The sequence below is a fragment of the Stieleria magnilauensis genome, from assembly GCA_007753675.1.
Classification (GTDB): domain Bacteria; phylum Planctomycetota; class Planctomycetia; order Pirellulales; family Pirellulaceae; genus Stieleria; species Stieleria magnilauensis.
This window is the reverse complement of record CP036432.1, coordinates 6,050,904-6,067,791: the sequence shown is the minus strand read 5'-3', so window position 1 is coordinate 6,067,791 and position 16,888 is coordinate 6,050,904. Positions and strand designations below refer to the sequence as shown.

13 protein-coding genes and 1 pseudogene are annotated in these 16,888 nt (G+C 54.0%); 10 read left to right on the top strand and 4 right to left on the bottom strand.

Annotated elements, in window-relative coordinates; translation table 11 throughout:
• Window positions 1-436 precede the first annotated feature (436 nt).
• The 6 genes and pseudogenes from TBK1r_RS21630 to TBK1r_RS21610 all read left to right on the top strand — a co-directional run bounded on the left by TBK1r_RS21630 (window position 437) and on the right by TBK1r_RS21610 (window position 6,166).
• Window positions 437-2,326: an endo-1,4-beta-xylanase gene (locus tag TBK1r_RS21630; protein ID WP_145215277.1), complete on the top strand. Its 1,890-nt coding sequence runs from the start codon at window positions 437-439 to the stop codon at window positions 2,324-2,326.
• A gap of 78 nt (window positions 2,327-2,404) precedes the next feature.
• Window positions 2,405-2,854: a MarR family winged helix-turn-helix transcriptional regulator gene (locus TBK1r_RS21625; RefSeq protein WP_419580249.1), complete on the top strand. Its 450-nt coding sequence runs from the start codon at window positions 2,405-2,407 to the stop codon at window positions 2,852-2,854.
• Between the two features lie 58 nt (window positions 2,855-2,912).
• Window positions 2,913-3,476 (top strand): flavodoxin family protein, encoded by a 564-nt coding sequence (locus TBK1r_RS21620; RefSeq protein ID WP_145215274.1) that lies wholly within the window; start codon window positions 2,913-2,915, stop codon window positions 3,474-3,476.
• Window positions 3,477-3,538: 62 nt separating this feature from the next.
• Window positions 3,539-4,909 carry a Gfo/Idh/MocA family protein gene (locus TBK1r_RS21615; RefSeq protein WP_145215271.1) on the top strand — a complete coding sequence of 457 codons (1,371 nt, stop codon included), beginning with the start codon at window positions 3,539-3,541 and terminating at the stop codon, window positions 4,907-4,909.
• A 105-nt stretch (window positions 4,910-5,014) separates the two neighbouring features.
• Window positions 5,015-5,254: pseudogene (locus tag TBK1r_RS38920) on the top strand (xylose operon transcription regulator XylR); the annotation flags it as partial.
• A 69-nt stretch (window positions 5,255-5,323) separates the two neighbouring features.
• Window positions 5,324-6,166 (top strand): AraC family transcriptional regulator, encoded by an 843-nt coding sequence (locus TBK1r_RS21610; RefSeq protein WP_419581584.1) that lies wholly within the window; start codon window positions 5,324-5,326, stop codon window positions 6,164-6,166.
• 11 nt (window positions 6,167-6,177) lie between these two features.
• Here the strand turns inward: TBK1r_RS21610 and TBK1r_RS21605 are convergent, their stop codons facing one another.
• Complete coding sequence (locus TBK1r_RS21605; protein WP_419580248.1) at window positions 6,178-7,254, bottom strand: integrase core domain-containing protein; 1,077 nt, start codon at window positions 7,252-7,254, stop codon at window positions 6,178-6,180.
• Window positions 7,255-8,277: 1,023 nt separating this feature from the next.
• On the opposite strand from TBK1r_RS21605, the gene TBK1r_RS21600 reads away from it, so the two are divergent.
• Window positions 8,278-10,488, top strand: coding sequence for a phosphorylase family protein (locus TBK1r_RS21600; protein WP_419580247.1), 2,211 nt, complete (start codon window positions 8,278-8,280; stop codon window positions 10,486-10,488).
• A gap of 117 nt (window positions 10,489-10,605) precedes the next feature.
• On the opposite strand, the gene TBK1r_RS21595 is transcribed toward TBK1r_RS21600, so the two are convergent.
• Genes TBK1r_RS21595 through TBK1r_RS21585 form a run of 3 tightly spaced genes read right to left on the bottom strand, consistent with a single transcriptional unit; the run spans window position 10,606 to window position 13,087 of the window.
• On the bottom strand, window positions 10,606-11,013 hold the full coding sequence (locus TBK1r_RS21595; RefSeq protein WP_145215258.1) for a hypothetical protein: 408 nt from the start codon (window positions 11,011-11,013) through the stop codon (window positions 10,606-10,608).
• On the bottom strand, window positions 11,010-12,590 hold the full coding sequence (locus TBK1r_RS21590; RefSeq protein ID WP_145215255.1) for a recombinase family protein: 1,581 nt from the start codon (window positions 12,588-12,590) through the stop codon (window positions 11,010-11,012). Before TBK1r_RS21590 ends, TBK1r_RS21595 begins: the two co-directional genes overlap by 4 nt.
• Window positions 12,587-13,087, bottom strand: a complete 501-nt coding sequence (locus TBK1r_RS21585; protein WP_145215252.1) for a DUF2924 domain-containing protein — start codon at window positions 13,085-13,087, stop codon at window positions 12,587-12,589. The genes TBK1r_RS21590 and TBK1r_RS21585 overlap by 4 nt, the downstream gene beginning before the upstream one ends.
• 652 nt (window positions 13,088-13,739) lie before the next feature.
• Here TBK1r_RS21585 and TBK1r_RS21580 point away from each other — a divergent pair.
• The 3 genes from TBK1r_RS21580 to TBK1r_RS21570 all read left to right on the top strand — a co-directional run bounded on the left by TBK1r_RS21580 (window position 13,740) and on the right by TBK1r_RS21570 (window position 16,808).
• Window positions 13,740-14,933, top strand: coding sequence for a hypothetical protein (locus TBK1r_RS21580; RefSeq protein ID WP_145215249.1), 1,194 nt, complete (start codon window positions 13,740-13,742; stop codon window positions 14,931-14,933).
• Window positions 14,934-14,997: 64 nt separating this feature from the next.
• The gene (locus tag TBK1r_RS21575; protein WP_145215245.1) at window positions 14,998-15,942 is read left to right on the top strand and encodes a hypothetical protein; all 945 of its coding nucleotides are present in this window, start codon (window positions 14,998-15,000) and stop codon (window positions 15,940-15,942) included.
• Window positions 15,943-16,223: 281 nt separating this feature from the next.
• Window positions 16,224-16,808: a sigma-70 RNA polymerase sigma factor region 4 domain-containing protein gene (locus tag TBK1r_RS21570; RefSeq protein WP_145215242.1), complete on the top strand. Its 585-nt coding sequence runs from the start codon at window positions 16,224-16,226 to the stop codon at window positions 16,806-16,808.
• Window positions 16,809-16,888 lie beyond the last annotated feature (80 nt).

Below are 16,888 nucleotides of genomic sequence, written 5' to 3'. Positions count from 1 at the left end.
ACACGCATAAACCCCAGGCCGGTCTGAAAGTTCTGCAAATCGGTGAGCCAACTCGTTATTTTCACGGATATTTCGATTCCATTGGGGGAATTCAACGAAACGACAAGCTCAAATACCCCACGCCCTAATGGGCGTTTGATTTTCATTGCGCGACAGCAGTGGCTCATTCGCCAGAATTGGCGGCGCTGCGTCATTTGGGCCAGCGCACACTTGCCGGGCAGCGCGGACAGTAACGGTGTGGACCGCCATTGCAAGCAGCTGCCCCCTCGATGCACGTGAAATGGTTTCAAAAGTTGGGACTACGTCCTCATGTGTTTGTTGTGTACACTTTGCCGAAGTGGAGTTATTTCACGGCCTCGTCTCGGTGATCTCGTCAGACGATCCGGCTCGCGTGTAGGGAAGACGCAAGCAGCGCAATTATCAACACAGGCACCTCATGCGATTCAGATCTTTGCTTGTCATTCTATCTTTCACACTCTCCTTGGTCGTTGTGGGTGGTTCAGTCGCCCAAGAGAGCATCGGACCAACTGACACGGCCACATTGAAAGAAGTGGTCGGTAATCGCTTTAAGATTGGCGTTGGGGTGAGTGAACGGATTCTCACGGACCCGAAATGCAGCGACTTGATTCGCGAACAGTTTCAGATTCTTACACCTGAGAATTGCATGAAGCCGCAGGGCATTCATCCTGAGGAAGATCGCTGGAACTTCGCGGCACCGGATCGCTTCGTCACGTTCGCTAAGCAGAACAATCTGGAAGTTGTCGGTCATTGCTTGGTTTGGGCCAAGGATGATCGAACCGACGAGTGGATGAAGAACGGCAAAGATGGGAACGCTGTATCGCGAGACGAATTACTCGCAAGGATTGAAGATCATGTTGCAACGGTTGTCGGTCGCTATCAAGAGACGGCAACGATGTGGGATGTCGTCAATGAAGCACTGGCGGACGGAGACGAAGGCTACCTACGCGAATCGGTGTACAGCACCACCGCGGGAATCGACTTCATCGAAACGGCATTTCGCACCGCGCGCAAACACGATCCCGATGCTCTGCTCATCTACAACGATTACAACTGCCACTTTCCGGGCAAACGCAAGAAGCTGATTCGGTTGCTTACGGAACTAAAGGAGCGCGGCGTCCCCGTGGATGCTTACGGTATGCAGGGCCATTTCGAACTAGGCGATGACTCCATTACGCAACTGAGGGAAACGTTCGAGGCACTTCGGGGACTTGGTATTCAAATTGTGGTCTCCGAGTTGGATATCGATGTCGTCACTCGTGGGAAATGGTGGTCCGAAGACGGAAAATACCGTGACGAACTGAAGACGTACGATCCCTACAAGGACGGCTTGCCATACGAAGTTGAACGCCGAGAGGCGGATCAATATGTCGCTTTGTTTCGCTTGTTCGATGAATACCAGGAGACAATCGCACGCGTTTCGTTTTGGAACTTGCACGATGGCCAAAGTTGGCTGAACTACTTTCCATGGGATCGAACCAACTATCCGCTCTTGTTCGATCGGGAGTTGAAACCAAAACCGGTTTACGACGCAGTCATTCACGTGCTTCGCGACGCCAACCCAGTCCAAGCCAAGCCAATTCAAGCCAATACGGGCCACGCCCCTCACGAGCGAACCGATTGGGTGTCGCGGGCGGCGCACGAGCAATTGTTGCGAAAGGCCAAACAGGGAAAGGTCGATATCTACTTCCAGGGCGATTCAATCACGCGTCGCTGGGGCGGAACAGACTATCCGCATTTGCTCGAACACTGGAAAAAGAGCTTTCACGGATGGAATGCAGCCAACTTTGCTTGGGGGGGTGATAACACGCACAATATTCTCTGGCGGATGCGAAACGGGGAGCTGGATGGGTTGAGCCCGAAGATCGTTGTGCTGCAAGCGGGAACCAACAATTTGCCTTGGGAAGGGGCAGCGAAGCAAGCAACCATTGATGACGTCGTCGATGGTGTCGTAGCGATCATCGACGAGTTCTCGCAGCGTTGCCCAGACGCCGCCATCGTGTTGACCGGACTTTTCCCGCGAGACCAGAACACGGCGCTCACTCCAACGATCAAGGAGATTAATGCTCGCCTTCACTCGCTGGCGATGGATCGGCAGATTCGGTTTCTCAACCTCAACGCTCAACTAACCGATGCAGAGGGGCGTTTCCTGCCTGGGTATTCCAGCGATGGTTTGCATCTTGAACGACCCGCCTACGAAGTCTGGGCTTCCGCTTTAAGACCGATCTTTCAAGGAATCCTTGGTCCACCAGCTGCGACCGATGATGCGCCTAATCCGACGGGTGTCCCTTCGGAGACCGATCCATGATGGGCGCATCACGAACGCCCATAGATCGGCGAGGGTGGCCATCAGACATTTTCTTTCGCGTAGGAGTCGCTTGAATAGATGAAGGAATCCACACAGCAAGAGCGAGAGTTGCCGTTAGCGTTGCGTGCGGCCTACATGGCGCTTCACCGCAACACGGAAGCAGCGTTTGCTCAGCATGGCGTGACCGCTGACCAATTTGTGCTTCTATTGGCACTCTCGGAGGGCCAAGCATTAACGCAGCGTGAACTAGCGGACCGAATCTCCTCTGACCCGAGTACGGTCCGAGCGATGCTGGTGTTACTGGAAAAGATGGAACTGATCCAAAGGGCAAGCCACCCAACCGATTCCCGCGCCAAAACCGTAGCGCTGACCGCCAGCGGAAAACGAAAGCTGCGCAAGCTTTGGAAAGCCGGGCAATCCATCCGCGATGAAATGTACGGGTGCATGACGCCGGATGAGGTGGACACGCTGATCCGCCAGTTAGGAACCATCACTTCCACGCTCAATCAGGAAAAATCACTTGTATAGCGTCCGTCGATAAGATCGCCGATTCTTAGGAATTCATCACGCACAAACTGAAAGCTCGATGACGAAGATTTTGGTCCTTTACCATTCAAATACCAAGAACACTCAGCGTATGGCGGAGCTGGTGGCTGAAGGTGCGCAGCAGCTCGACGATACTGAAGTCCGACTGCGTAGCATCGAAGAGGCTGATCATACGGACTTGGAATGGTGTGACGGACTCGCGCTTGGCTCTCCGACCAACTACGGCTGCGTGAGTTGGCAAATGAAACGGTGGTGGGACCAGCAACCCATTGAAAACTGGGGCAAACGCGACGGAAAGATCGGCTGCGTTTTTTCTTCCGCCGGAGCTTGGGGTGGCGGCCAGGAATGGACCTGCATGGCATTGCTGTCCATTCTGATCAACTACGGTTTTCTTGTTTTCGGCTTGACCGATTACTCCGGCATCAAATTCTCGGCTCACTACGGAGCCATATCCGCGGGCGCCCCTGAGGAGGAACGAGTGCAAGAGGCCTGTCGCCGACTCGGGAGAAGGTTGTCGGAGTGGACGGCGAACATGATTCATGGACGAACGGAGGCACATCCTTTGAACCAGTCCTACGAACGCTTCAAAGACCTAGGCAAATAGATCCCAAGAACGATCTCAACATTTCCCGTTCCTTTTTCCCGTTCTCTTAACAAGGTTCCGCAATGAAGCCGCAAACAAGATTCAACCGACGTGATTTTCTTCAAACGGCAACCGCCGCCACTGCGGCTGGCGTCTTTATAGGCACCAGTTCCGCTTCCCACGCGCAAGACTCGCCGAATGAACGTCCCGTTTTTGCCACGATTGGACTGCGAAACCAAGGGTGGACGATCACGGACAAGTCAACCAAGTTCGCGGACTTCGCGGCCTTTGCCGACGTCGATGCCAATGTGCTGGGTATGATCAACGAAAAGCTTGAAAAGAAAACCGGCAAGAAAGCCGAGGGATACAAAGACTACCGCGAAGTGCTTGACCGCAAAGACATCGATGCGGTGATGATCGCAGCTCCGGATCACTGGCACACCAAGATCTCCGTCGAAGCGATGCTCGCTGGCAAAGACGTGTACTGCGAAAAGCCGCTGACCTTGACGATCGACGAAGGCAAGTTGATCGAAAAGATCGTCAAACAAACCGGGCGAGTGTTCCAAGTCGGAACCATGCAGCGGACTGAAAACCAGCACCGGTTCCTCAAAGCCATCGCACTGATCCGCGAAGGACGAATCGGGGAGATTCGCAAAGTCACCTGTGGAATCAACGGTGCTACCGGTTCGCCCGTGATCCCAGCCATCGATCCTCCTGAAGGCCTGGATTGGGACATGTGGCTCGGCCCAGCCCCCAAGGTTCCGTACAGAGCGGGGACCGAAATGCGTCGAGGCTATGGTGGCGGCGTACCACTTCACACCAATTGTCACTACGCATGGCGTAATTGGTACGAAACCTCCGGTGGCCAGATGAATGACTGGGGTGCTCACCACGTTGACATTGCGACGTGGGCACTGGACGCGAGCGAAACCGGTCCAAATAAAGTGACGCCGGTCAGCTACTCATTGCCCGTCGAGTACAAAGATGGCTATCCGACGGTCAGCGATCAATACAACTCGCCGACAAAGTTCGAGATTCACGTTAACATGCCGGGCGACATTCCAATGATCATCACCAGCGAAGGTGACAACGGCATTTTGTTTGAAGGAACCAAGGGTCGATTCTTCGTTAATCGCGGAAGGCTGGCGGGCAAGCCAATCGAAGATCTGGAAACCAACCCGTTGCCTGAAGACGCAGTGGAAAAAGTCTACGGCGGCGCTGTCAGCGAGAACCATACCGCCAACTTCATCGAAGGCATGCGTTCGCGTGAGCAACCGATCTCCGATGTTTGGACACACAACCGGATGCTCGAGACTTGCCACTTGGCAAACATCGCGATCCGCTTGGGGCGTGAGCTGAATTGGGATCCGACCAAGCGTGAGATCATCGGCGACGACGAAGCCAACTCGTTCCTTTCACGGGAAAGTCGTAAGGGTTACGAGATCAACATGTAGTGGTTTGTAGCGCCAGATGCCTCCGTGAATCGATACAGTTCCGGAGGTGCCTTCCAGGTTGATGCCGGCATTTCACAATGACTGTCCCAGTTGTTCTTGTAGCCAATGACTCGACGATCTGTCGCCCTGCTGATAGAAACCTCAAACGGCTACAGCCGAGGCTTACTCGAAGGGGTCATTTCCTACACCAAAGAGCATGGAAATTGGTCTGTCTATTTGACCGAACAGGAACGCGGTGCGCCGCCACCCGCCTGGTTAGAAACCTGGGGCGGGGATGGGATCATCGCCAGGATTGAAACTGATTCAGTCGGCTGCCAATTGCAACGATGTGGTGTTCCAATCGTTGACCTCAGTGCGGCCCGGCACGTCAAAGGAGTTCCTTGGGCCGACACGGAAGACAAAGCGATTTCACGATTGGCAGTCGAGCATTTCATTGCGCGAGGTTTCCGGAACCTTGCTTATTGTGGAGATGCTGGTTTTCAATGGTCATCGAAACGATGCCAGCACTTTCGGCAGTTTGCTGAGGCATCTGGATGCAAGGTTTTCGAGCATCAATCCGTAGCACGGTATGACCGCGCCTTTGACGCTGTCGCTGAGAAGCGGCGAATCATGGTTTGGGTTCGCCAGCTTCCGCGCCCGGTTGCAATCATGGGATGCTATGACTTCAAGGCGCAAGAGGTTCTAGATGCCTGCCGGCAGTTGAAGCTCGCTGTTCCGACAGAAGTCGCGGTGCTGGGAGTCGACGACGACCATTTGATTTGCGAACTGTCTGACCCGACGCTCTCGAGCGTCATTCCAGATACCAAACGCACTGGATACGAGGCAGCAAGTCTGCTTGACAGAATGATGTCCGGCGAGGTTTTCACAACTGAAGAACCGCTGATCACTCAACCGCTAGGGATTCAGCTTCGCGAGTCGACTGATACAGTCGCGATAGAAGACGAGCAGATCGCCAGAGCCCTCCAGTACATTCGGCGGAAGGCATCCGCCAATATTCGCGTCATCGATGTTTTAGACAACATTGACCTATCGCGTCGAGTCTTTGAACATCGCTTCAAGAAATTAGTCGGGCGGACGCCGCACCAGGAGATTCAAAGGGTTCGCATGAATCGGGTGAAAGAGCTGCTACGTGAGACGGACTTGACCGTTCCCCAAATTGCCGAGCGACTTGGGTTTGAACATTCCGAATACTTGGGCGCCGCGTTCAAGCGGGAAATTGGCGTTTCCCCGGGTGAGTACAAGCGGAAAAACTCTTGACTGAACTGTCTTCATGCGGTGCGGCGATACGACATTAAGTGATCACCAAGTAGTGTCTCGCGAATCACCTGGTCCTTCGAGAACGGTCTTAGCGGAAACGTCACCTCTTGCCGAAGCGGCGGAAGGTGATCTCGTTCGGTATGGCCGCGGCGTTTGTTGTACCAGTTCTGGGTGGTGCGAAGGATGCTGTTGAGGTGCTCGTTCGTCACGATGCAGAATGCATTAAGTACCTCATGTTTGATCGTCTGAATGACTCGCTCAACGTGAGCCTGCAAATTTGGCGACCGAATTGGCGTCAGTTTAATCTTGCCGCCAGTCGACTTGACAATTTCGTCAAACAAGTCGGTGTACTTGGAATCACGATCACGCATCAGGATCTCGCACTTCAAGTCGTTTTCCTGTAGATGCATTTGGAAGTTGCGTCCCTGCTGAGTCGTCCAGGCACCGTTCGGAGTCTCCGTACAAGGCGAGATCCAGATTTGCCGAGTGCCGATGTGGATGAAGACCATGAAGTAGACATCGACCAGACCTTTCAGAGTCCACTTCTTTTTGCAGGCAAAGTCGCACTGCCACAACGTATCGGCGTGGCGTTTGAGAAACTTGTGCCAAGTATCGGGGTGGTCTCCCGGCGTGGGCGCAAGGCCGGCTTCGACGATCACGTTTTTCACCGTTTGCCGAGAAACGTGGACGTCCATCCGGCGCAGTTCTTGCAGGATTTTTGTGTAGCCGAACCCGGTCTCTTTCCGAATCTGCAGGATTGTTTCGCGCACATCATCTTCGATCTTCGGACGGCCGGTGCCGCGCTTTGCTGACTTTTTCTTCGACGCCGGCGTGTTGTCTTCCATTTTCCGAACCCATCGCCGAAACGTTGAATATGAAACGATCGTCATCACGTCCTTGATCTTACCGCCCAGCTTCTTGCCATGCTTGACCAATATATTTCTCTCACGATTGTTCAACGTGACGCGGCCGGGTAACTTGGACCGAAGGATCTCGTTCTCCGCTTTGAGGTAGCGAACCTGCTGGGCCAGTTCCTGCCGTGTCAACGACGCCAAGAGTGTCAAAAGCGGGTGGACAATGTTCGCCATCGTGCGATGAAAAGCCTTGCAAATGCGGGGACAATCGGAGTGGCGACATTTTTTTACCCCGCTGAAACGACGAGCGTACGGACCAATTCGCCAGCCGCAATGGCCGCGTGCGTGGTGATTGGCTTGCCGTCCAAAATTCGGCCGCGGCGTTCGGAAGAACCGGAACAGATTGCCAGCGGTGAAGCCCTTACGGGCGACATTCTCTCTCCCTGTTAACCACTCGCAGACATGCGAAAAAAAGCAGCTTCGGTTAACAGCAACGTCCCCGATAGATTTCGCATTTGCGTCGACGGAGGACGTACCAAACGGGACGGCAATCGCATTACGACAGCCGGATTCAATGCGAAAAAACCTGCGAAATCCGCTGACTCTCTCCGGATTGGTTTTGTACGGGGAGCCTTTTGAGACGGATGCCCATTGCTGCATCCCGCAAACGTATTAACCGGGCCGAAGCAAACGCTTCGGCCTTTTTGCGTTTGAGCCCCGGATTTCCGGCGTTTTTGCCGCGCTTTCGCCGCAAATGTCGCTAGTCTCGTCTCGCTAGGGGTCAGCTTCGAGAAAGCCCTTTCTCGTCCGCCACCCCGATCTCAACAGAGCGAAGTCTCTGAGTCTCTGGGTTAACAACGACACGCTGGTTAACACTCTGTTTTGCTTCTCAGACCCAAGTTCGTGAGCGTCTGAGAATGGCTTGCCGAAAAGGCAAAGACTTGGCCAACTTTTTCGAAGACTTCCCGATATCACATTCATCCCTTCTTTCCGGGCCATTGTCTGCCAGGTGAGCAACCTAGACTTTGATTTCGGTTGGCAATTGCTCTCATCAAGGAACGCGAGTCACCAGTGTGGATTATCAAGATTCCATGTCGAACGTTACATTGAAAGGAATGCAAATGGATTAAGGGAGTACTTTGAGTACACGAGCGGGGCGAGCAAGTGGGTAGACAACGGCGACTAGGAAGTGACCTAAAGAGACGCGCCTATGTTGAGATGGAAAAGGCAATACCAGCCGTAGTCGAAGACTTAAAAATGAAGCGAAAAAAGACGCACGATGCGAAACCGCCAAAACCGAGATTTCGTCGGGCTATCAACCGTGATGCAGTCGAGGAAATAGGTGAAGTTCTCTCGCAAGACGAGCTGTTCGAGCTGTGGTCGGGGCTTGGAAACTACTTTCACTGGTGGATCGGGGATCCGACAGAAGGTCAGCTGAACGAAATCGAAGCCGAATACCCTTGCCTCTCTTCCATGATTGATTTTCCGAAAGTGGTCAAGAGACTTGAACGGCTCCATGAGTTTTCTCGGTCTTCATATGGTGTGAGCCTAGGAGAATTCTTCCCTGAACTCAGGACCGTCTACGACCAGTGTGTATCAGCAATATCCACACTTCCAAACGGGATAGACAAAAGCAAGAGTTGGCTACGTGTTGTGGCTGAAGATGCTGGGGCAGATGCCAACCTAGAAGCGGCCATCTATCTTGCAAGCTGCGGAGAACTAGATAGCTTCGATGTCACGAGGATTCGCGATCGTTGGTATACGCACGTTTGCTACGACATAGAGCGTGGGAACCCAGTTGGAAAGGTTCCGGCATCTGTCCTCAGAAGGGCTGAAGAACGAACGATATCTTTGGCAGAAGCAGCGAAGTTACTGAAGTTTGGTGACTCAATGTATCGATTCTTCTCGTTTCGCGACGAGGAAGAAGAACACATCGATCAAACAATGTTCAGGGCTGTCGAGTGGCTTGGTATTACAGGTTACGATCCATGGTTGGAGTCGTACATCGCTGATCTCTCAGCTGGACCAACCGACGGCGTAGATCACACGTACAATGGATGGTCATTGTTTCACTGGTGTCGGTCGAACTTGGCGATGCGAATGGCCAGCAGGATCGGCCTAGAGAGTTGGCTTTGGGCCCTATTGAATGGAGCCCATGAGAGAAAAATGCCGTGGCGACTCTTCTGGGGTGGCAAAAATGAGCCACGTTTACGTGACTACATTCCCCTAGCTGGCATCGTTCCGTTTCTTTGGTACCGAATACGCCCGTCGCAAATTGCTGACGAAATACCGAAGTCGGCGCTTAAGTTGCTCGAACAAACACAACTGCGATGCGGAGCCTGGCCATTGTATTCAGACGCATCGGAGCCGTCTCTGATTGCAACTTTAGCTGCGGTTCATGCCTTGGGCGAATCGCGCCGAAGTGGCTGGAAGAATGCAACCAAACGCGCTGCCCAATGGCTCGTCGCCCAGCAGAACGAGATGGGATTCTGGTGCGTGCCAGGCGGTCCAACGGTGGCTATCTCGGTTCAGGTACTTGATGCCATATCAATCGGCGTAAAAGGGAAAGCCTCAACCTACTCAGAGTTGGGGCGTCCCGTTGATGCGAGAATAAAGGAAGTTTCCCAGGAGGACGTTGAAAGGGATTACGATTTCCAGCGAATGGAATGGCACGCCCCGGTACTACCGGAGTCGATGTCGATTAGGTTCGATTCAGCCAAGGATCAAGCTGACCCCCAAATCGCGTTGCTGGTTGCGACCGAGGTCGAATTGAGGCAAGTGCTTAGGTTACTGAGACCGCTTCCCCGAAAACGGAAGATTTGGAAGTCGACCTTTGGACATGAAACCGCTTACTTGGGAAGATTTGGGGCGTTCGAGTGTGTGGTTGTTCTATGCACAATGGGCTCTCAAGGACCTTCGGGTGCGACGCTTACAGCCAACGCTGTCATCTCAACCTGGTCTCCTGACGCTGTCGTGTTTGTTGGGATTGCCTTCGGTGCACATCGCGAGAAGCATCGTGAGGGGGATGTTTTGGTCGCAACTCAGTTGATCCCATATGAGAACCAACGTCGAGGAAGTAGGGTTGTCTACCGAAATCCAGTCCCGCCCACCGGCGGACGACTAATCAATCGTTTCCGCAATGCTTTGGACTGGGAGTTCCTCCGTCCTGACGACTCAAAATGCCAAATGTGGCCAGGACCGATGCTATCAGGTGAAAAGCTGGTTGACGATCCACGATTCAAGAACAAACTACTTGGCGAATACCCGAGCGCAGTAGGCGGCGAGATGGAGGGCGCAGGCTTGTGGTCAGCAGCATCGCGAGCGAACATTGAGTGGACGGTAGTAAAGGCAGTCTGTGATTGGGGCGATGGAAAGAAACACAAGACATATCAAGAAATGGCAGCAGCTGCGTCCGCCTCTCTTTGTTTTCATGTCTTTGACGACGCGCATGCTCTCGATGGGTTTTGACCATCGGACGCCAAGGCTGACCTGATATCTCTAACTTGCGGCGCACATGGGAAGTGAAGACTCGCGTAGCGAAACGACAACATGGGTTGGCAAAAAGCATGTTGCAGAGTGTCTCTTTTAAAGAACTCGGCTCATTAGCTTCTTGAACTGTTTGCGCTGGCGAGCCCAGTTGATGTGCGTTGCGATTTCTCGCACCTGGCGTTCGAGGAACGGGTCAGTCTTCTCGGTGGTAGGTCCGAGTTCGAGGATGGCTTGTTGGATGTCGGGGGCGAGGCGGTTGAGGTTTATAATCTGCGAGACTCGGGCAGTGGTGACGCCGGCCGCCTTGGCGATCTCCGCCTGGTTCGCGACCAAGCCGCTGTCGAGCAAGTCTTCCAAGCGTATTGCCAGTGCCATAATCCGTCTGACGTGTGGTACGCGCGGCGGTCTCGGTTCTGGTTCGCGTTTGGCTCCCTTCTTCTTTTGTTTTCGTGCTCGTTTGGGCGGTCGCCCGAAACTGACTGTCATGTCGGGTGCGCGGGTCATTGATCATCCTCGGTAACTGAAAGCTCGTTGGACAAGAATTCTCGGCCGGTATCGGTGAGCGTGATCGCGACGTTGCCGCCTTGGGGGTCGTGATCGATCCGTTCAATCAACAGTTGCATAAAGCGACTGCGTTCTCCGGTCGTCATCTTCTCCCACAGCGTCTCAAGATCTCGAGCGGACTTCAGTATTTCGACTCGACTTGGAAGGGTGCGCCCAGCTTTCAAAAGCTCGGTGTCGATCTGCATCAGCCTTTGCTGGCGACGCGTTAGCTGCTCATTGCATGATGCCAGCGAATCAAGCCGAGTTCCGTTGGAATCTCCGTTGTCATCTGGCATCGAAAGAACTGAGATCGTTCGCTCGAGTCGAGCGACTTCAGCGACGATCGCTCTACGTTCGTTTTCGAGGTCGTTTTGCTTTTTGGCCATCTTGGCACGCGCCTGGTTGCAAATTGAATTGAGCAACGTTTCATCGACCCGGAGTAACTGTAGCTGCTGGACCACGAACTTTTCTATGTCGTCAGCCGGCAACGTCGCTCGTGGACAAGTCTTCCGACCGCGCTTCGCCGCCTTGCCGCAAACGTAGTAGCGATAAGACGGTTTGCCGCGTCCGCGCCCCGAAGTTGCGATGCTCATGGCAGAATCACACGCGGCGCAGCGGAGCAATCCTGCCAGAGTTCCCTTACGTCTTTCGTGATTGATGTCGCCGGACGCAATGCGATTCTTCTTCAGCATCTTTTGCACTTCCATGAAGACCGCTTCACTGACGATCCCATCGTGCTCGCCGTCGTAGATTTCATCGTTGTAACAGACTTGGCCGAGATAGATTCGGTTGGTCAGCACACAATGCAACCGGCTCTTGCAGAAAGCCGCGTCACCGATCGTCTTGCCGGTTTTGGTTGTCCACCGTTTGGTACGCCAACCACGGGATCTGATTTCCTGAACGGTTGTCACCAGTCCTCGTTTCTCCAGATACAGGTCGAAGATCTGTCGAACGATGGCCGCTTCCGATTCGTTAACGATCAGCCGTTTTGAATCTCGATCGAGGTCGTATCCGAGTAACGGTCGACCACCAACATACTTCCCTTGGCGCCGCGCGGCCGCCATTTTGTCGCGGGTTCGTTCGCTGATGATTTCACGCTCGAACTGTGCGAATGAAAGAAGGATGTTTAGCGTCAGCCGGCCCATGCTACTGGTCGTATTGAAGTGTTGAGTCGTCGACACGAACGAGCAACCAGCCCCATCAAGCTGCTCCATGATGCGTGAGAAGTCCAGCAAAGACCGGCTCAAACGATCAACTTTGTAAACCACGACGCAGTCGATCTTCCCTGCATTAACGTCGGCCAGCAATCGCTTGAGCGCCGGACGTTCCATGTTTCCGCCGGTGTACCCGCCATCGTCATATCGTTCTTCCAGTTCCAACCATCCCTGCCCGATCTGGCTGGCAATGAAGTTTGAACCGGACATTCGCTGTGCGTCGAGCGTGTTGAAATCCTGGTCGAGTCCTTCGCTGGTGGACTTCCGAGTGTAGATCGCACAGCGGACGGTTTTCGGTTCTTTCTTGAAATCTGTACGCATCATTCTGCCTCTTGGGGTTTGCGAAGTTTGAAGAAGGCGAATCCGTTGACGTGCGATCCGGTGACGTCTTTCGCAATCGCCGTCAAAGATTTGTAAACATCGCCGTTGAACTCAAAGTCTTCTTTGCGGACGAGCACGGTGATCAGTCGCCCCTTGTAGACCCGAGTGATCTCGGAGCCAGGCAATGGCAAGCGGGGATCTCGTTTGTCGTCGGTTGGGAGAAAGATCTTCGCTGCGGCCTCGTCCACCGCTGCAGTAAAGTTCTTTCCCGGGCGAATTCGCAGATCGGAATCGTCCGCCAGGGCGAGGGCCCTCATGCGAACGCGTTCTGGCAAGTCGCCTTCGTCGTTCGCCTGCAAACGCCAGGCAATGCGTTTGACCAACCAGTCGCGATTGTGGCTTCGCGGTGGTGCGCCAAGGACCTCTTCGTAGTACGCTTTCAGTTCGGCTGTCCTCATCGCTTTCATGCGAGCAACCTCCCGATTGATGTTCAGACTCATGGAAACTCCGTGACATGGAAAGGGAATCGAAGTCTCGCGGCGTGTTTACCGCGTGGTCACAGAGAGCGAGCTTTTCGAGAGGAACTCAAGCCAGATGTCGGCGAGTTTGAAGAGTTTTCGGCGGACTCTTGGTCGGCTTTGTCGATAAGGTGCCGAGTTGTCACTAGCGCCCAAATATCCACCAACTCTTCAGCCGCGATATGGTCAAACTTTTCTTCAGATTGCATTGGGTGCCGTTTCGTATGAGGAAGCAGAACGGGCGGCTGGTTAACACCAACCGCCTCTATCCCTTGAACTACCCGGGCGCTGAGTCGTTTGACGGATGCAGGCCACAAGAATCATTTCCCGAATTCGGTGGCGCCGGTGGAATTAGCGATTTTTCTTTTGCCGGTGACCAGAGGTGTCAATTGCCGCTGAGATGCTAGCAGCTGCGAGTCGGGAAAGATGGGGTGGCTATTAGGACGCTCAGGAACCAGGCCACGGATGAGCGGTATGGAAACCCACGACAGGAACTTCGGCGGTGGAATCCGTCGGCCGCCCCACCCGGTTCGTACCGTGCAGCTTGTTGGACTTGCTGGTGATTCGCTTCAAACAGGGAAGGACATTTCTTACTCCGCACCATGTGAAAACAGTTTTTGAAACAGGGAAATCAATGCCAACCCTTCGCTTCACGCGTCTCTCTAAACCCGAGGTTGTACGCTCGATCGATCCGATTCGTCTGCTCACACTGCTGAAACCACACGCCGAGTTCTTGAGGTCTCGCGGGTTGAAGTTGCCAACTCCGAGCAAAGCCTCATGGCTCGACCACCAACGATTGATGCCGATTCTAATTTCGCCCGGCGAAAAGGCGCCGCCCGATTTGCTCGATGCACTTTCTATGATTGATCAGATGTCCGCCCCCAGAGCCATCGACGTGGTGCTGGATCATTTGAGCATGGCCGATGTGCAGCTCACGACCAATGGCAACCATTCGGCTGCCGACATCGTCACCCAAGCTTGGCTACACCATCGCGAAACGCTTCTGAGGCTACATGCCCTGTTGAAAGCGACTGGTGCCCGGTCATTCGATTGTTTCCAAACGAAGCAATTGGAAATTCCCGAGTTTCAGATGCCAACGAATAAGACGCTACGGCACTTGGAAGTGGACCTCGATTCATGGTTTGAGTCGCGTGCGCGCGGGCGTGGCACTCAGGTGACGATCTTTCCACAAGAGCATGAAGTCTTCTTTTCGATCCGCCATGGCCATTTATTTCGCCGCGAAGAATGCCTGGACGATGGAAAGTTTGGGATGGTTGGCTATCGGCCGGTGCAAAGTGACACCGTTATCTTTGACCGTCGACTTGGCGAATTGCGGATCAATGCATCCACCAAGAAGGAAAAGCTGCTTTATCGGCGATTGATTGGCAAACACTTCTTTGGTGATCCCGAATTCTTCCCGCTCGGCGACAAGTACACGTTGGAGGCGCTGCGAGAATATGGCGAGGCAGCTTTGTCGTGCGGGGATTTTGAAGAAATCCGTGGCGTTCGATTGACGGAACTGTCATTGTTCAATGGCGGCGTTCACAACGAAGTCACGATTCGCAAGGCGACCGACCTGTTTGGTCTGTTTGAGCTGAACCAGGAGGACATTCCCACCGAGCCTCGATTAGCTGCTGCAACGATGAAGATCAGCCTGATTGGCCGACGCTACGAAAAGACGATCACGCTCCGTCCGCCGAATGTCGCCATCTACCGTCGCGGCAATGACGGGGGTGTACTTGATGCCTGGCTCGAGCAGCGCGGGTTTGTCAAATCGCAAAAGTCCAATAGCGTGCGGTACGATGAGTCGGCTCTGGCCAGCGCTTAGGTCGGTCAATGGTTTCACGACGTCGTACGCTGAGTGGAAGCAGCGGCTTGGCGACGAATTGGCATTGTGGAATCGTTACCTGTTGCCGACCAACCAGATCGCCGGCGGTGTTCCCATCCCGGATAACGCCTTCACGTTCTATCGCGTTGTCGCCTGTGATGAAACGTATACCGGAGTAGATGACGTTACCGATGAGTTTGTCAATTTGTCTCGTCAGGATGTGTTGTGCTATCGGTTAGATTCCAAACGTCTGGTTCGCGATCTTGGATCCGCTCTACCGTTTGTGCCGTGCGTCGAGACGATTGCCAGAGTCCCGCAAGCACTGCGTTTTGGCACGTACGAGGCAGAGCGGGGCTGCACGTTTCCCGTTTACTTTCTTCCCGATCAATCTGACCGACTGCTTCGACAAGTCGTCGCGATGCTGAAACTGGAATCGGCCGGGCCAATGATCGTGATGCAGCCAGAGCGTTGCCAAGTGCTGCAAAGTACTTCTGAGTGGATGTCAGGCAATGATGTTCTACTCCTTTCGCTGGCCGAGACATTTTCAATCACGCCCCGGAAATCATTCGCCGTCACCGTTTCGGCCGTAGCAAAGATCGATGCGTTTCGGCAACGATACGCGCCCAACATCGATGCAACTCGGCCAGACATTTGTTTCCCAACGCCGACCGGTGCTGGCTGGGCTGATTTGAGAATCAAGTTCGTTGATGGTGAGACCGTCTCGATTCACTTGGGCGAAACCAAAGGTGTCTACATCTATGCTCAATTGGGTCTGGTCGATGCACGCAACGGCCGGCCGACGAAGCAGTGGGAGTTGCTGAAGTCGTTTGCCGACGGTCGTGGCTTGCTGACTTGGAAGTCGGCCGATGCGTGCCGGCGAAACAAGAAGCGAAAAGAATACCTCTCCGCCAACCTTCGTGACTTCTTCCGAATCCCCGGCGATCCGATTGTGCTGACCGACGACAAAAAGGGTTGGAGAACAGCGTTTGCGACTGAACCCGAGCGGTAACACGCTGGGAAATCTCGCTGGGGCCATATTTGAATTGCTAGGAAAAATCGAAAAACGCGTGAGGCCGTGAATCGTTGTGTTCACGGCTTTTTTCGTGCGCCAGCCAGAAGAAATCTTGCAGCATATCAAGCTGTTTCGGGAAATCTCGCCAGTGGCGGTCGACAGGTTTGACTCGTTTTCGACGACACAACTTTCGCCGAAGCAAATCATCGCCTCCGCAGCCCCTCGGGATGGCCTGTCGCTCACGTTGGCGTCGGTTTGTCGGCTAAGGACTGGCCTCCATGCTCAATACCAAGGATATCTCCAACGATCGATTTACCCGCGGGATCATACGTCGCAAAGCCAAACAGATCGCGCAGCGACCAGGACTCGACGAACAGGACGTCGAATCGATCGAGCAAACGATTCTGATGCACGTCATCTCGCGGATGGATGCGTTCGATCCCAATGTCGCACATCGCAATGTCTTCATCACCACCGTCGTGGAACGGTTCGTCAACAACTGGCTCCGCAATCGTGTCGCGAAAAAGCGGGGGCCGGGATATGTGCAATCGCTCAACGTAATGGTGTTTGTTCCGGGAGATTGGCCAACCGAGTTGGGTCACACACTCGACCAATCTGACTCCGACAAACGGCTTTGCATTAATCGTCGAACTGACGAGGAACAATCTCAATTGGCCAGCGACATGGCGACCGCGATCGCCTCGTTACCGAAAGACTGGCAGCGAATGCTGGAGCTTCGCAAAGACCATTCAATGACCAAGGTCGCTGCGTTGATGGGATTCCCCCGCACCACACTGAACGGCTGGATGACTCAGATCGCCCAGCGCTTCGCGGAAGCCGGTCTCCGCGACTACTTGGCGTAATTTCTTTTGGCCGTCCCCGTCAATCCGGTCCCGCTTCGGGTAGTTCAAGGGGTAGGCGAGCCGACGTTCTCGCTCGCTCA

Coding starts and splice junctions, on each gene's coding strand:
- TBK1r_RS21570 (WP_145215242.1), top strand. CDS start 16,224: ATGCTCAATACCAAGGATATCTCCAACGATCGATTTACCCGCGGGATC.
- TBK1r_RS21600 (WP_419580247.1), top strand. CDS start 8,278: ATGAAGCGAAAAAAGACGCACGATGCGAAACCGCCAAAACCGAGATTT.
- TBK1r_RS21595 (WP_145215258.1), bottom strand. CDS start 11,013: ATGACCCGCGCACCCGACATGACAGTCAGTTTCGGGCGACCGCCCAAA.
- TBK1r_RS21580 (WP_145215249.1), top strand. CDS start 13,740: ATGCCAACCCTTCGCTTCACGCGTCTCTCTAAACCCGAGGTTGTACGC.
- TBK1r_RS21615 (WP_145215271.1), top strand. CDS start 3,539: ATGAAGCCGCAAACAAGATTCAACCGACGTGATTTTCTTCAAACGGCA.
- TBK1r_RS21630 (WP_145215277.1), top strand. CDS start 437: ATGCGATTCAGATCTTTGCTTGTCATTCTATCTTTCACACTCTCCTTG.
- TBK1r_RS21620 (WP_145215274.1), top strand. CDS start 2,913: ATGACGAAGATTTTGGTCCTTTACCATTCAAATACCAAGAACACTCAG.
- TBK1r_RS21605 (WP_419580248.1), bottom strand. CDS start 7,254: ATGGCGAACATTGTCCACCCGCTTTTGACACTCTTGGCGTCGTTGACA.
- TBK1r_RS21590 (WP_145215255.1), bottom strand. CDS start 12,590: ATGATGCGTACAGATTTCAAGAAAGAACCGAAAACCGTCCGCTGTGCG.
- TBK1r_RS21585 (WP_145215252.1), bottom strand. CDS start 13,087: ATGAGTCTGAACATCAATCGGGAGGTTGCTCGCATGAAAGCGATGAGG.
- TBK1r_RS21625 (WP_419580249.1), top strand. CDS start 2,405: ATGAAGGAATCCACACAGCAAGAGCGAGAGTTGCCGTTAGCGTTGCGT.